Source organism: Xenorhabdus beddingii (assembly GCF_002127545.1).
GTDB classification, from domain to species: Bacteria; Pseudomonadota; Gammaproteobacteria; order Enterobacterales; family Enterobacteriaceae; genus Xenorhabdus; species Xenorhabdus beddingii.
Window position 1 is genome coordinate 22,684 of the sequence record NZ_MUBK01000018.1, and the last position, 15,531, is coordinate 38,214.

At 46.0% G+C, this 15,531-nt stretch carries 12 protein-coding genes; all 12 read right to left on the reverse strand.

Annotated elements, in window-relative coordinates; translation table 11 throughout:
- Positions 1-663 carry a hypothetical protein gene (locus tag Xbed_RS11445; protein WP_086113058.1) on the reverse strand — a complete coding sequence of 221 codons (663 nt, stop codon included), beginning with the start codon at positions 661-663 and terminating at the stop codon, positions 1-3.
- Positions 664-1,143, reverse strand: coding sequence for an Hcp family type VI secretion system effector (locus Xbed_RS11450; RefSeq protein ID WP_086113059.1), 480 nt, complete (start codon positions 1,141-1,143; stop codon positions 664-666). It lies immediately after the preceding gene.
- Positions 1,144-1,285: 142 nt separating this feature from the next.
- A complete protein-coding gene (locus tag Xbed_RS11455) occupies positions 1,286-2,533 on the reverse strand; it encodes a polysaccharide deacetylase family protein (protein WP_422641355.1) in 1,248 nt (415 codons plus the stop codon).
- A 139-nt stretch (positions 2,534-2,672) separates the two neighbouring features.
- Positions 2,673-6,896 carry a DNA-directed RNA polymerase subunit beta' gene (rpoC, locus tag Xbed_RS11460; protein ID WP_086113061.1) on the reverse strand — a complete coding sequence of 1,408 codons (4,224 nt, stop codon included), beginning with the start codon at positions 6,894-6,896 and terminating at the stop codon, positions 2,673-2,675.
- 148 nt (positions 6,897-7,044) lie between these two features.
- Positions 7,045-11,073 carry a DNA-directed RNA polymerase subunit beta gene (gene rpoB / locus Xbed_RS11465; RefSeq protein ID WP_086113062.1) on the reverse strand — a complete coding sequence of 1,343 codons (4,029 nt, stop codon included), beginning with the start codon at positions 11,071-11,073 and terminating at the stop codon, positions 7,045-7,047.
- A 340-nt stretch (positions 11,074-11,413) separates the two neighbouring features.
- Entirely contained in the window at positions 11,414-11,779 is a 366-nt protein-coding gene (rplL, locus tag Xbed_RS11470; RefSeq protein ID WP_045959641.1) for a 50S ribosomal protein L7/L12, read from the reverse strand.
- Positions 11,780-11,842: 63 nt separating this feature from the next.
- Positions 11,843-12,340 (reverse strand): 50S ribosomal protein L10, encoded by a 498-nt coding sequence (rplJ, locus tag Xbed_RS11475; protein WP_086113063.1) that lies wholly within the window; start codon positions 12,338-12,340, stop codon positions 11,843-11,845.
- Positions 12,341-12,692: 352 nt separating this feature from the next.
- Positions 12,693-13,394, reverse strand: coding sequence for a 50S ribosomal protein L1 (gene rplA, locus Xbed_RS11480; protein ID WP_086113064.1), 702 nt, complete (start codon positions 13,392-13,394; stop codon positions 12,693-12,695).
- Between the two features lie 3 nt (positions 13,395-13,397).
- Positions 13,398-13,826, reverse strand: coding sequence for a 50S ribosomal protein L11 (gene rplK, locus Xbed_RS11485; RefSeq protein WP_086113065.1), 429 nt, complete (start codon positions 13,824-13,826; stop codon positions 13,398-13,400).
- 248 nt (positions 13,827-14,074) lie between these two features.
- Positions 14,075-14,620 carry a transcription termination/antitermination protein NusG gene (gene nusG / locus Xbed_RS11490; RefSeq protein ID WP_086113066.1) on the reverse strand — a complete coding sequence of 182 codons (546 nt, stop codon included), beginning with the start codon at positions 14,618-14,620 and terminating at the stop codon, positions 14,075-14,077.
- A 3-nt stretch (positions 14,621-14,623) separates the two neighbouring features.
- Positions 14,624-15,007, reverse strand: a complete 384-nt coding sequence (gene secE / locus Xbed_RS11495) for a preprotein translocase subunit SecE (RefSeq protein ID WP_086113067.1) — start codon at positions 15,005-15,007, stop codon at positions 14,624-14,626.
- Positions 15,008-15,422: 415 nt separating this feature from the next.
- On the reverse strand, positions 15,423-15,531 hold a 109-nt coding region (locus Xbed_RS11500), incomplete at its 5' end, for an EF-Tu C-terminal domain-related protein (RefSeq protein ID WP_080718654.1).

A 15,531-nucleotide genomic window follows, 5' to 3' on the forward strand; every position in this document is an offset into this window, starting at 1 on the left:
TTAATCCTTTACCATTGGTAAAAACTGTTCAAAAACTTGATCAAACATAACTTGATTAACCTTTTTTAGATTTTCAGCCTCTTCAAAAGGTTTAACATAACTCTCGACAAAAACGTATAATAAGTCCAAATCACCTTTACTTCTTAATTCCCAATAAAGTTTTGGATTTCTAACAAGCAGTTCTCTAGATGAATATACTGCCCTTGATTGCATTGCCCCAGCCGTTAACAAAAAAGACATTGATATACTAAATATCATACGAGAAACTATTCTTGATATTAATACTTTATTCATATGCCCAAATATTAATGAATTAGCACCTATTTTTCCTAACTGTTGCGCAATAATTTTCTCCCATAATTTTTCCTTTTGCTCATCACTTAAGCTAGAAATATATTTATCAAGAACAGTAGAAATAATTTCATAAATTGATTCTTTATTAGCACCACCATTTTTTATCAGATACATTAACCTGATTTTATCGTTATCTTTTTCGTATTTACTATCAGTGTCTAGCATATCATAAGCAAGATACCCTAGATTTATAGGTACTGATAACACACCATCTACAAACCCAGCAATTATATGCTCATTTGAGTTTACCACAAGGGCCATTCGGTAGGGCAAAGTATCTGTTGTACTTAAACCTGTAGTGTTAAACATTTAGTAAATCCTCTCCTCCCAGAAACTATAAGCCCCCGTAGAACAAGTTTTGTGATTCCAAGTGATATCCTTGTAAGAGATAGTTACCACTTCCTGAGGATTCATATTGTTATGATCCTGTGAATGAGGATAATCACATTTGATACTGGATAACTTAGCGCAGCCCAATCGAATGGTATAATACAATTCCAATCCACCATTAGCATTAGTTCTGTAAAAATTAAACAAACACTCCAACTCTTCGTTATCACAAAGACTCTGGGCTAATAATGGAGAAGATTTATCTACAGGTTTTATTAGTAAAACAGGATGATGTTGAACATTCTGTTCGCGATTCATCAAATGCTGAAATGAGTAAATCAGGATTTCATTCTCATGTCCTATTTGGTAACTGTTACCAATAGAATCAAATGTGCCACATCCTTGTGAAATAAGCCCTTGTTTCTTACCTTTCACTGTCATGTAGATTAAATTAGCCATCCTAATTTTCCTTTTATCAAATTAATTGTTTTCCTTATATCATAATAATCATTACATAAACATGATATAGTGCTCATTTTGATATACTTATTCAGAAGAATAAGAAAATACTTATCCATGCTCTAATCAATCACGAATAATTTTATAAACGATTATCAATCGGTTGCAAAGGCATTGGATCTGGATTATTGGCTACCATTTTTGCCATTTTTTCAATCGGATCTGTCCGTAAGATATATAAGCGCTTCAGGGAAAATGGGTTATCACCCAGTTTTACTTTACCTTGTATTGTAGTGACAGCTAAATGAAACCCAGCTTGTTCGGCTGCTTTCATGGCTTTTGGATTGTATCCACCAAAAGGATATGAGAGATAAAGCACATGAGGGTTGAATTGTGACAATGCTCGCCTGGAACGCTCAAAATCATACAATATAGTGTGATATGACCGCCGGAATAATATGGGTTGTTTATTTTTTCCCAAACGATGCAAAAAATGGGTATGGGATTGAACATCAAATACATCGTCTATGGAATATAATTCAGAGAGGCTGGTAAATTGCAGACTATCAGGATCCCATTTTTGCGGATAACGTTTAATACGAGATGAAATAATAAAAAATGTCGCTTTCTGACCGTTTTCTTTCAAAATAGGGTAAGCATAGCGATAAACAGACTCCAATCCATCATCAAAAGTTAAACCAACCACTTTTGCTGGTAAGTTAACAGTGCTATTTAGATAACCTTCCAGTTCATACAATGAAATTGTGGTATAACCCGCCTGTTTCAAATAAGCCATCTGCTCACGAAAGGCGGTCAGAGATGTCGTGGTTGAGGTATGGAGAAAACGTTTATTCTCTTTATCCTCAAGAATATGATGATAAGTTAATAGAGGAATGCCATTATCCAATTCAGCATCCTGATCACTAATATAGCCCAATCGATCACCTATATTTATCTCATACCAAGTATGACGTAAGGGATCTTGTAATTTGTCTAAGATCGGATAACGAAGATTCGCCATCAAAATTGCAACGGGTTTGCTATCGGTTTCAGGTAAGCTATAGACCTTGGCTTCCTTAAAAATCATCAAATTTTGAGAGACTTTTTTATGGAGGGTATTGAAGGGGTCTGTAGGAAAGGCGGATTTTTTTATTTCCTTTAAATTCTCTTTAGTAATATAACCCTTTCCATTACCAAAATGGAACGCGTAATAATCACCCTCTTCTCCTTCTTCTTCAACCGCTTTCAGACCTTGCCCTTTTTTTAATAAACCAACCTCAATGACATGTTCGCCTATCCAAGCATAGATTTCACTGTCTTCAGTCACTTCCATATAACGATAGCCTGGCGAATCAGGGTTCCACGCTGAGACCGGATAGGAAAAACACATTAAAAATGGTAAGAAAATCCTTGCAATAACATGAACGATTCGTCTCATTTTTATTTTCCATCCAATAAAAAATGCCCTCTACCAAGAGAGGGCATTTCACGATTAGCGATATCTATAGGATATGCTATGCATTACGATATTAATCGTTATTGCTACTACCGAAACCTGCATTCAACAATTCAGCAAGGTTTGCAGTGGCTTCGTCTACGCTAACTTGTGGTGCTTCAACCACGACGTTTTCTTGACGGCGGCGAATGCGATCCTGATGGTAAGCATAACCTGTACCAGCCGGGATCAAACGACCAACGATGACGTTCTCTTTCAGACCACGCAGTTCATCACGTTTACCTGCAACAGCCGCTTCAGTCAGTACGCGGGTTGTTTCCTGGAACGACGCCGCAGAGATGAAGGATTCTGTTGCCAATGAGGCTTTCGTGATACCCAGCAAGTCACGGTGGAAGGTCGCCGGTACTTTACCATCCAGCTCCAGCTTACGGTTCGCGACTTTAACACGCGCGTATTCAACCTGTTCGCCTTCGAGGAATTCAGAGCTACCCGCATTCGCGATGGTAACTTTGCGCAGCATCTGACGAACGATAACTTCGATGTGTTTATCGTTAATCTTAACGCCTTGCAGACGGTAAACTTCCTGTACTTCGTTAGTGATGTAACGAGCAACCGCGTGAACACCACGCAGGCGCAGAATGTCATGTGGAGATTCTGGGCCATCGGAGATCACGTCACCACGTTCAACAACCTCGCCTTCGAACACGTTGAGCTGACGCCATTTAGGGATCATCTCTTCGTAAGCATCAGAACCATCCAGTGGGCTGATTACCAGGCGGCGCTTACCTTTGGTTTCTTTACCGAAGGAAACGATACCGCTGATTTCTGCCAGGATAGCAGGCTCTTTCGGACGACGGGCTTCGAACAGGTCCGCAACGCGTGGCAGACCACCGGTGATATCTTTCGTACCGCCAGATTCCTGAGGAATACGCGCTAACGTATCACCCGCAGAGATGGAGATGCCATCTTCTAGCTGAACAATCGCTTTACCCGGCAGGAAGTACTGAGCAGGCATATCTGTACCTGGGATCAGAACGTCATTACCTTGAGCGTCAACGATTTTCAATGCCGGACGCAGGTCTTTACCGCTACCGGTACGCTCTGCACTATCCAGAACCACCAGTGAAGACAGGCCGGTCAGCTCATCCGTCTGACGGATAATGGTCTGGCTATCAACCATATCAGAGAACTGGATAATACCGGATACTTCACTCACGACTGGCATGGTATGTGGGTCCCAGTTCGCAACGGTTTCACCGCCGGTTACTGTCTCGCCATCACCTTTCGCCAATACTGAGCCGTAAGGCACTTTATAGCTTTCTTTAGTACGACCGTAATCGTCAATCAGGCGCAATTCGGTATTACGGGAAGTAATAACCAGCTTGCCCGCTGAGTTAGTAACGAATTTAGCGTTGCTCAGTTTCAGGTGACCTTTGTTACGTACCTGAATGCTGGATTCTGCCGCCGCACGAGATGCCGCACCACCGATGTGGAAGGTACGCATCGTCAACTGTGTACCAGGCTCACCGATTGACTGTGCCGCGATAACACCCACGGCTTCACCTTTGTTGATACGGTGACCACGAGCAAGGTCGCGACCGTAACAGTTCGCACAAACACCAAAATCAGTTTCACAACTTACTACGGAACGTACTTTCACGCTGTCAACGGAGTTTTCTTCTAACAGATCACACCATTTTTCATTCAGCAATGTGTTACGTGCAACCAGAATGTCCGCTGTGCCTGGTTTCAGAACGTCTTCAGCAGTCACACGACCCAATACGCGCTCACGCAGTGGTTCTTTAACATCACCACCTTCGATAACCGGAGTCATCATGATACCGTTGTGAGTACCACAGTCGTCTTCTGTCACAACCAAATCTTGGGCAACGTCAACCAGACGACGAGTCAGGTAACCGGAGTTCGCGGTTTTCAATGCGGTATCCGCAAGACCTTTACGGGCACCGTGGGTTGAGATGAAGTACTGGAGTACGTTCAGACCTTCACGGAAGTTCGCGGTAATTGGGGTTTCGATGATGGAGCCATCTGGCGTTGCCATCAGGCCACGCATACCCGCCAACTGACGGATCTGAGCGGCAGAACCACGCGCACCGGAGTCGGCCATCATAAAGATGTTGTTGAAAGAAACTTGCTGTTCTTCTTCACCATGACGGTTAACAACAGTTTCAGTCGACAGGTTTTCCATCATCGCCTTGGCAACACGTTCGTTCGCCGCAGCCCAGATATCGATAACCTTGTTGTATCGTTCGCCAGCGGTTACCAGACCCGATTGGAACTGTTCCTGAATTTCGGCCACTTCTGCTTCCGCTTCCGCGATGATGCCTTCTTTCTTCTCAGGAATAACCATGTCGTCGATACCTACGGATACCCCTGAACGGGCAGCGTAAGCAAAACCGGTATACATGGTCTGGTCAGCTAAGATTACGGTTGGTTTCAGGCCCAGTACGCGGTAACAGGTATTCAGCATCCTGGAGATGGCTTTTTTACCCAGCGCCTGGTTAATCAGTGAGTATGGCAGACCTCTTGGTACGATCATCCACAGGATGGCACGACCAACAGTGGTATCAACCAGCCCCGTGTTAACGGTAACATTGCCTTCGCCATCTCTCACTTCTTCAGTGATACGCACTTTGACACGAGCGTGCAAAGAAGCCAGACCTGCGCGGTAAACACGCTCTGCTTCTTTAGGGCCGCTCAGAACCATGCCTTCGCCTTTCGCGTTAACACAGTCACGAGTCATATAGTACAGACCCAATACAACGTCCTGAGATGGAACGATGATAGGTTCACCACTCGCCGGAGACAGGATGTTGTTGGTAGACATCATCAGCGCACGCGCTTCCAACTGGGCTTCCAGTGTCAACGGTACGTGAACAGCCATCTGGTCACCATCGAAGTCGGCGTTATATGCCGCACACACGAGTGGGTGCAATTGGATCGCTTTACCTTCGATCAGAACGGGTTCAAATGCCTGAATACCCAAACGGTGAAGGGTTGGTGCACGGTTCAGCAGAACAGGGTGCTCACGGATCACTTCATCCAAGATATCCCATACGACGGCTTCTTCACGCTCAACCATTTTTTTGGCGGCTTTGATAGTCGTCGCCAGACCACGCAGTTCCAGCTTGCCGTAGATGAATGGCTTGAACAGCTCCAGTGCCATCTTTTTAGGAAGACCACACTGATGCAAACGCAGGTATGGACCTACGGTAATAACAGAACGGCCTGAATAGTCAACACGTTTACCCAGCAGGTTCTGACGGAAACGACCTTGTTTACCCTTGATCATGTCAGCCAGGGATTTCAGAGGACGTTTGTTAGAACCGGTAATCGCACGACCACGGCGACCGTTATCCAACAGTGCATCAACCGCTTCCTGCAACATACGTTTTTCGTTACGTACGATGATGTCTGGCGCAGCCAGATCCAACAGGCGTTTCAGACGATTGTTACGGTTGATAACGCGACGGTACAGATCGTTCAGGTCTGAAGTTGCGAAACGGCCGCCATCCAGTGGAACCAGTGGACGCAGGTCCGGTGGCAGAACGGGTAAAACGGTCAAAACCATCCACTCTGGTTTATTACCAGACTGAATGAAAGCCTCCAGCAGCTTAATACGCTTGGTCAGCTTCTTGCGCTTAGTTTCAGAGTTGGTTTCGTTCAGCTCTTCACGCAAAGTTTCACATTCGTTTTCCAGATCGATGCTTTTCAGCAAGGCTTGGATGGCTTCCGCACCCATTTTTGCGTCAAATTCATCACCGAACTCTTCCAGTGCATCCAGATACTGTTCTTCAGTCAGGATCTGGCTGCGCTCAAGGCTGGTCATGCCGCCTTCAACAACCACATAGGATTCGAAGTACAGTACGCGTTCAATGTCGCGCAGAGGCATATCCAGCAACAAACCGATGCGGGATGGCAGAGATTTCAGGAACCAGATGTGAGCCGTTGGAGAAGCCAGCTCGATGTGCCCCATACGGTCACGACGAACTTTAGTTTGAGTGACTTCAACGCCACACTTCTCACAAATCACACCACGGTGTTTCAAGCGCTTGTATTTACCACACAAGCACTCGTAGTCTTTTACCGGCCCGAAAATACGCGCACAGAAAAGACCGTCACGTTCAGGCTTGAACGTACGGTAATTAATAGTTTCCGGCTTTTTTACTTCCCCGAATGACCACGAACGGATCATGTCTGGGGAGGCCAGAGCAATTTTGATCGCATCAAACTCTTCGGTCTTAGTTTGCGCTTTCAGAAACTTCAATAAGTCTTTCACGAAATGGCTCCTGTCGGAGTTAGACCTGTTAGGTGAGTGGCCCATGCCACTCCCCTCTATAACCAGTATAACCACTGGGACCAGTGCAACCACTAGCTGGTAAACCGTCCGGCACATTCATGCCGGACAGTACCAGCGGGAAAACGATTTATTCGTCTTCCAGCTCGATGTTGATACCCAACGAACGGATTTCTTTCAGCAATACGTTGAAAGATTCCGGCATGCCTGGTTCCATCTGGTGGTTACCATCCACGATGTTTTTATACATCTTGGTACGACCGTTAACATCGTCGGATTTAACGGTGAGCATTTCTTGCAGGGTGTACGCAGCACCGTATGCTTCCAATGCCCACACTTCCATCTCACCGAAGCGCTGTCCACCGAACTGTGCCTTACCACCCAGCGGCTGCTGAGTAACCAGGCTGTAAGAACCGGTAGAACGGGCGTGCATCTTGTCATCAACCAAGTGGTTCAATTTCAGCATGTACATGTAACCAACGGTTACCTGACGCTCGAATTGTTCACCCGTGCGGCCGTCGAACAGTGTGATCTGACCGGAAGTCGGCAAGCCACCCAATTTCAGCAGCTCTTTGATTTCGGTCTCTTTTGCTCCATCAAAGACTGGTGTTGCGATCGGCATACCTTTTCTCAGGTTTTCTGCCAGACGCATCACTTCTTCATCGGAGAAAGTCGTCAAGTCAACTTTCTGACGAGTATCATCACCCAGATCATAAGCCTTCTGGATAAATTCACGCAGTTTGGCAACTTCTTGCTGTTGTTTCAGCATTGCATTGATCTTGTCACCAATGCCTTTTGCCGCCATACCCAAGTGAGTTTCCAGGATCTGACCGATGTTCATACGTGATGGTACGCCCAGTGGGTTCAGTACGATGTCAACAGGTGTCCCATTTTCATCGTAAGGCATGTCTTCGATCGGGTTGATCTTGGAAATAACACCCTTGTTACCGTGACGACCTGCCATCTTGTCACCAGGCTGGATTTGACGTTTCACAGCCAGATACACTTTGACAATTTTCAGCACGCCAGGTGCCAGATCGTCGCCCTGTGTGATCTTGCGGCGTTTGGCATCCAGTTTTTTCTCGAACTCAGTTTTCAGTTCGTCATACTGTTCTGCCAGTTGCTCTAGCTGATTTTGTTTTTCTTCATCAGCCAGACCCAGCTCCAACCAACGCTGACGAGGCAGTTTGCCGAGTTTTTCCGCTTCGATGCCACCCGCAACCAGTACAGAGTGAATACGGGCAAACAAGCCGGCTTCGAAAATTTGCAGTTCTTCTGTCAGGTCTTTCTTCGCCTCACGCAACTGCATTTCTTCGATTTCTAATGCACGCTTGTCTTTTTCTACGCCATCGCGGGTAAAGACTTGTACATCGATAACAGTACCAGAAACACCGTTTGGTACGCGCAGAGAAGAGTCTTTAACATCAGACGCTTTCTCACCGAAGATCGCACGCAGCAGTTTTTCTTCTGGCGTGAGTTGAGTTTCACCTTTTGGTGTCACTTTACCCACCAGAATGTCGCCACCTTTCACTTCTGCACCGATATAAACGATACCGGATTCGTCCAGTTTAGACAGCGCAGCCTCACCCACGTTAGGGATGTCAGCCGTGATCTCTTCAGGCCCTAGTTTGGTGTCACGGGACACACAAGCCAGTTCTTGAATGTGAATGGTCGTGAAACGGTCTTCCTGTACAACACGTTCAGAGACGAGGATGGAGTCCTCGAAGTTATAACCATTCCATGGCATGAACGCCACGCGCATGTTCTGACCCAGTGCCAATTCACCCAAGTCGGTGGATGGACCATCAGCCAATACGTCACCACGCTCTACCAGTTCACCCAGAGAAACACATGGCATCTGGTTGATACAGGTATTCTGGTTAGAACGGGTATATTTGGTCAGGTTATAGATATCAATGCCCGCTTCACCTGCGTACATTTCATCTTCATTAACCTTGATAACGATACGGGATGCGTCAACGTACTGAACCATACCGCCGCGTTTAGCAACAGAGGTTACCCCGGAGTCAACCGCTACCGCACGCTCCATGCCTGTTCCGACCAGCGGCTTGTCAGCACGCAGTGTTGGAACCGCCTGACGTTGCATGTTCGCACCCATCAATGCACGGTTGGCGTCATCGTGTTCAAGGAATGGGATCAAGGAAGCACCGACGGACACGATCTGCTGTGTCGAAACGTCCATGTACTGAACCTGATCACGGTTGAACAAACTTGATTCATCGTAATGACGGCAAGTGACCAATTCTTCAACGAAGTGGCCTTCTTCATCCAATACGGTGTTAGCCTGTGCGATAACGTAATTACCTTCTTCGATCGCAGACAGGTAGTGAATTTCATCAGTCACTACACCATCACGAACCAAGCGGTAAGGGGTTTCAAGGAAACCATACTCATTGGTACGCGCATAAACGGACAATGAGTTAATCAAACCGATGTTTGGACCTTCAGGCGTTTCGATTGGACATACACGACCATAGTGAGTCGGGTGTACGTCTCGAACTTCAAAGCCTGCACGTTCACGAGTCAGACCGCCCGGACCCAACGCAGAAATACGGCGTTTGTGGGTGATTTCAGACAGTGGGTTGTTTTGGTCCATGAACTGAGAAAGCTGGCTGGAACCAAAGAACTCTTTCACCGCCGCAGAAATTGGCTTGGCGTTGATCATGTCCTGTGGCATCAGAGTATCCAGATCGCCCAGAGACAGGCGCTCTTTCACGGCGCGCTCTACACGAACCAAGCCGACGCGGAACTGGTTTTCAGCCATTTCGCCAACGGAACGGATACGACGGTTGCCCAAGTGGTCGATATCATCGACTTCACCTTTACCGTTACGGATATCGATGAGCTTTTTCATCACGTCGGTGATGTCTGATTTGCTCAGGATACCGGAACCTTCGATCTCATTGCGGTCCAGAGAACGGTTGAACTTCATGCGACCAACCGCAGACAGATCATAACGATCTTCAGAGAAGAACAGGTTCTCAAACAGATTTTCTGCGGCTTCTCGTGTTGGTGGTTCACCCGGACGCATCATGCGATAAATTTCAACCAGTGCGCTCAGGCGATCGTTGGTTGGGTCAACACGCAGAGTTTCGGAAATGTATGCACCGTGATCCAAATCGTTGGTAAACAGGGTCTCGATAGTTTTGTGACCAGACTGACTCAAACGTGCCAGCAGATCCAAAGAGAGTTCCATGTTAGCCGCACAGATGATTTCACCTGTGTTCTGGTCGATGTAATCTTTTGCTACAACTTTACCCGCGATATATTCGACAGGGACCTCAATGCGGTCAACCTGATCTTTTTCTAACTGGCGGATATGACGAGCAGTAATACGACGGCCTTTTTCAACATAGACCTTGCCGTTCGCTTCAATATCAAATGAAGCAGTCTCGCCACGCAGACGTTCTGGCACCAGAGTCATCTGCAATTTATTGTCGCGAATTTCGAAAACGGTTTTGTTGAAGAACAGGTTTAGGATGTCTTCAGTAGAGTAATCCATCGCGCGCAGAATAATCGAAGCCGGCAGTTTACGGCGGCGGTCGATACGCACAAACAGGTTATCTTTTGGATCAAATTCGAAATCCAACCATGAACCACGGTAAGGGATGATACGTGCGTTATACAGTACCTTACCGGATGAATGGGTTTTACCCTTATCGCTGTCAAAGAAAACGCCTGGGCTACGATGCAACTGAGATACGATAACGCGCTCAGTTCCGTTGATAACGAAAGTCCCGTTATCAGTCATGAGTGGGATCTCACCCATGTAGACTTCTTGTTCTTTGATGTCTTTGACTGTGCCTTCTGGCGCTTCGCGCTCATAGATCACCAGACGCAACTTAACGCGCAGCGGTGCGGAGAAAGTCACCCCCCGGATCTGACACTCTTTAACATCAAAAACAGGTTCGCCAAGACGGTAGCTTACATATTGCAGCTCAGAATTGCCGCTGTAACTCTGAATTGGGAACACAGAACGGAAGGCCGCTTCCAGTCCATTCTGGCCTTCAGGATCTTGCTCGATAAACTTCTGGAACGAGTCAAGTTGGATAGAAAGAAGGTATGGAACATCCAAAACTTGTGGACGTTTACCAAAATCCTTACGAATACGTTTTTTCTCGGTATAGGAGTAAACCATAGGGTTCCTCAGCTCGCTGATAAGTGACCCACTCTGTCCGCCCTTAAGGACAGCACTCTGCAACACTATTTTTTTCGAACAGAAAATAGAATATTTTCCGTAATACCCATTACTATTACTCTTAAATCATTTCATTGCGTGACTTGACTACCGAGCTACCCGAGTGGATCGTAGCTGAGAACGCAGTATATTAAGTCGTCAATAGGAAAAAGTATTCTGGGTTAATTAGCAGCCAAACAGTGTGAAATGCTACTAACTCCCTACAGCGCAAAAAGGCTGGCGATTAAAAAATCGCCAGCCGCCAGCCTTAAAAAATCAGGCTGCGAACTTCAAACTGATCTTACTTGATCTCAACAGAAGCACCTGCTTCTTCCAGAGATTTTTTCAGAGCTTCAGCGTCGTCTTTGCTGATAGCTTCTTTCAGTGCTGCTGGTGCGCTTTCAACCAGGTCTTTAGCTTCTTTCAGACCCAGGCCAGTTGCGCCACGTACTGCTTTGATTACAGCAACTTTGTTAGCGCCAACGCCAGTCAGGATAACGTCGAATTCAGTTTTTTCTTCAACTGCTTCAGCAGCACCGCCAACTACAGCAACAGCCGCAGCAGCAGAAACGCCGAATTTTTCTTCCATCATGCTGATCAGTTCAACAACGTCCATTACAGACATTTCTGCAACTGCGTCCAGAATTTGTTCTTTAGTGATAGACATAACAAGTGTTCCTAAAATTCAGAAAAAGTTTATACGTTAAAAAGCAACGAAGGAAATAGGCTATTAAGCAGCTTCTTTCTGATCGCGTAGCGCAGCCAGAGTGCGAACCAGTTTGCCTGCAGAGGCTTCTTTCATGGTTGCCATCAGGCGTGCGATTGCTTCTTCGTAAGTTGGGAGTGTTGCCAAGCGATCAATATTTTCACCTGGGATGAACTCACCTTCAAAGGCTGCTGCTTTAATCTCGAATGCTGGGTTCGCTTTCGCGAACTCTTTGAACAGACGAGCAGCTGCGCCCGGATGTTCAAAAGAGAAAGCAATCAAGGTTGGACCAACAAACGCTTCTTTCAGGCACTCATATTCAGTACCTTCAACAGCACGACGCAGCAGGGTATTACGTACAACACGTACGTTGACACCAGCTTCACGGCATGCTTTACGCAGGTCAGTCATCTTATCTACGGTTACGCCGCGAGAATCCGCAACAACCGCAGACAGCGCGCCTTTGGCTACTTCGCTGACTTCAGCAACAATCGCTTGTTTGTCTTGAAGATTTAGTGCCATTAGCTTCTTGCTCCTGGATTAACCGGGAAAACCCGGAACTCACTTCACTCAAAGCACAAGATGTGCCTGAGCGCTAAAACACGGTGAGCAGAATCCAGAAAATAAATTTCTTGTGGCTCTGTCACCGTCTACGCAGGATATTAAGTAAGTAATTTATTACTACGTACTTACGCCTGCGGTCTTGGACGGGGCTTGGATTAAGGCCAAGCTCCAACCGAAAATCTGTTATTTGCCGATAACGTATTATTTTTCAAAGGATGTGTATCATCCAACACACTATCAGGCAAATCCGAAGCGTCAGATTTTAGACAAATCTGACGCTAAGGTAAAGCGTTATTCTCAGCTTAAAGGATTAAGCTAATGTGCTCAGACCAGACTGGTCAATCGCAACACCTGCACCCATGGTAGTGGACAGGCTAACTTTCTTGATGTAAACGCCTTTAGCAGAAGATGGCTTAGCTTTTTTCAGCGCAACCAGCAGTGCTTCCAGGTTTTCTTTCAATTTGTCAGACTCGAAGTCAACTTTACCGATGGTGGTGTGGATGATACCGTTCTTGTCGTTACGGTAACGAACCTGACCTGCTTTAGCGTTTTGTACAGCTTCAGCAACGTTAGGCGTTACAGTACCCACTTTCGGGTTTGGCATCAGACCACGTGGGCCCAGGATTTGACCCAATTGGCCAACAACGCGCATTGCATCTGGAGATGCGATAACAACGTCAAAATCCATCTCGCCTTTCTTAATCTGTTCAGCCAGATCTTCCATACCTACCAGTTCAGCGCCAGCAGCTTTAGCCGCTTCAGCGTTTGCACCCTGGGTAAATACAGCAACACGCACTGAACGACCTGTACCGTGTGGCAGTACAGTTGCACCACGAACGTTCTGGTCTGATTTACGAGCATCGATGCCAAGATTAACAGCTACGTCAACGCTTTCTACGAACTTAGCAGTAGCCAGTTCTTTCAGCAGAGCAACGGCTTCGTTGATGTCATATTGTTTAGTTGCATCAACTTTTTCACGAATAGTGCGCATGCGCTTGGTCAGTTTAGCCATTGATTAACCCTCCACTACCAGGCCCATGGAACGAGCAGTACCTTCGATTGAACGCATCATCGCTTCAATGTCGGCACCAGTCATGTCCGCAGCTTTAGTTTCAGCAATCTCACGAATTTGAGCGCTGGTCACTTTACCAACTTTATCTTTGTTCGGCTTACCGGAACCAGATTTGATGCCCGCTGCTTTTTTCAGCAGAACGGCTGCTGGAGGGGTTTTGGTAACGAAAGTGAAAGAACGGTCTGCGTAGACAGTAATAACAACTGGAATTGGCAGGCCTTTTTCAATGCTTTCAGTTTTAGCATTGAACGCTTTACAGAATTCCATGATGTTAACACCCTGCTGACCCAGAGCTGGACCAACTGGTGGGCTTGGGTTAGCCATACCCGCTGCAACTTGCAGCTTAACGTAGGCTTGGACTTTCTTAGCCATCTATATTTCCTCTATGTGGGTTTTATCGCCTCAAAATGAGGCTCCCCTGACGATTCAGGCCCCGTCAAAAGACCAGGCCACTTAAAGCATTATCTCGTCTTAAGACATTATATCGTTAAGACATAACCCAGCTTATCTAGAAAGCATTATCTAAAGCTAAAAACAATGCCCAGATAAAAACAAAAGGCGCGAAATTGTATGCTAATTTCACACCCTTTGCAAGCGAACTTGCTTAGTTAAGCATCAGATCAGCCTTTCTCTACCTGACTGAAATCCAGCTCGACAGGTGTAGCACGACCGAAGATAGAAACCGAAACTTTCAGGCGGCTCTTCTCGTAATCGACTTCTTCCACTACACCATTGAAGTCTGCAAACGGACCATCGCTGACACGAACCATTTCGCCTGGTTCGAACAGAGTTTTTGGCCTTGGTTTATCACCAACTTGCTGAAGACGATTCATGATCGCATCAACTTCTTTATCGCTAATTGGTGCCGGACGGTCAGATGTGCCGCCGATAAAACCCATTACGCGAGGTACACTGCGAACCAGATGCCAGGTTGCATCGTTCATTACCATCTGTACCAAGACATAGCCAGGGAAGAATTTACGCTCGCTTTTACGGCGCTGGCCACTGCGGATCTCAACAACTTCTTCTGTCGGCACCATCACTTCACCGAAAGAATCTTCCATATCCTGTAATTTGATATGTTCACGCAGAGATTGAGCGACACGACCTTCAAACCCAGAAAATGCCTGTATGACATACCAACGCTTTTTTGGGGATTCAGACATTTTTTAAAACCTCAGGCCTGTAATAAATGAAACTAAACGCACCAGAATGCCATCCAATCCCCACAAAATCAGAGACATGATAGCTGTTACAGCAGCAACAATCAGAGTTGTATGCAGAGCTTCCTGGCGAGTTGGCCAAATGACTTTACGCATTTCAATGCGGGCTTCACGGGCAAAGGCTAATGCAGCTTTACCTTTCACAGTCCACAATGCAACTGCTCCTGCAAGGGCAACAATAGCAACGACGGCTATCGCGCGCAGAGGCAGGTTATACTCTCGGTAATAGTAATTACCCACAATAGCAACCACCAGCAGCACTGCCACCAATAGCCATTTTACTATATCAAGACCACGCCCGCTTTCTTGAGCATCGCTATTCGCACTCATAAACCAACCTGTAACTCTATGTAAGTAACTATGATGTAAATAGATAGCCAGCTTGCCTCGCAAGAGCAAAACAAATCAGACCGAACCCAAAGATAATTGTAATTGTATCTGACTCGGCGCCATAATTCAGTAGGACTTTTGTATCATTATGATCTTTAAGCCCATCCGTTGTATCAGAGCCTATCTCACCAATAATTAAGAATAGCAGCCAAATAACAATTTATCTTGTAATTAGACAACCATCGATGAACAACCATTGATGAGATAGGTTCTTCTTAAGACAAGGCTCTAAAACTCAGTCCCAAAACCAAATTCTAAAACTAAGTCCTAAAACCAAGTCCTAAAACCACACCTTAAGACAACGTATAAAAAGGGCATCTGTCGATGCCCTTCCAAAATGAACACACTTAAAAAATTATGCGATCACTTTAGCAACAACACCAGCACCTACAGTACGGCCACCTTCACGGATGGCGAAACGCAGACCTTCGTCCATTGCAATTGGTGCAATCAGGGTCACGATC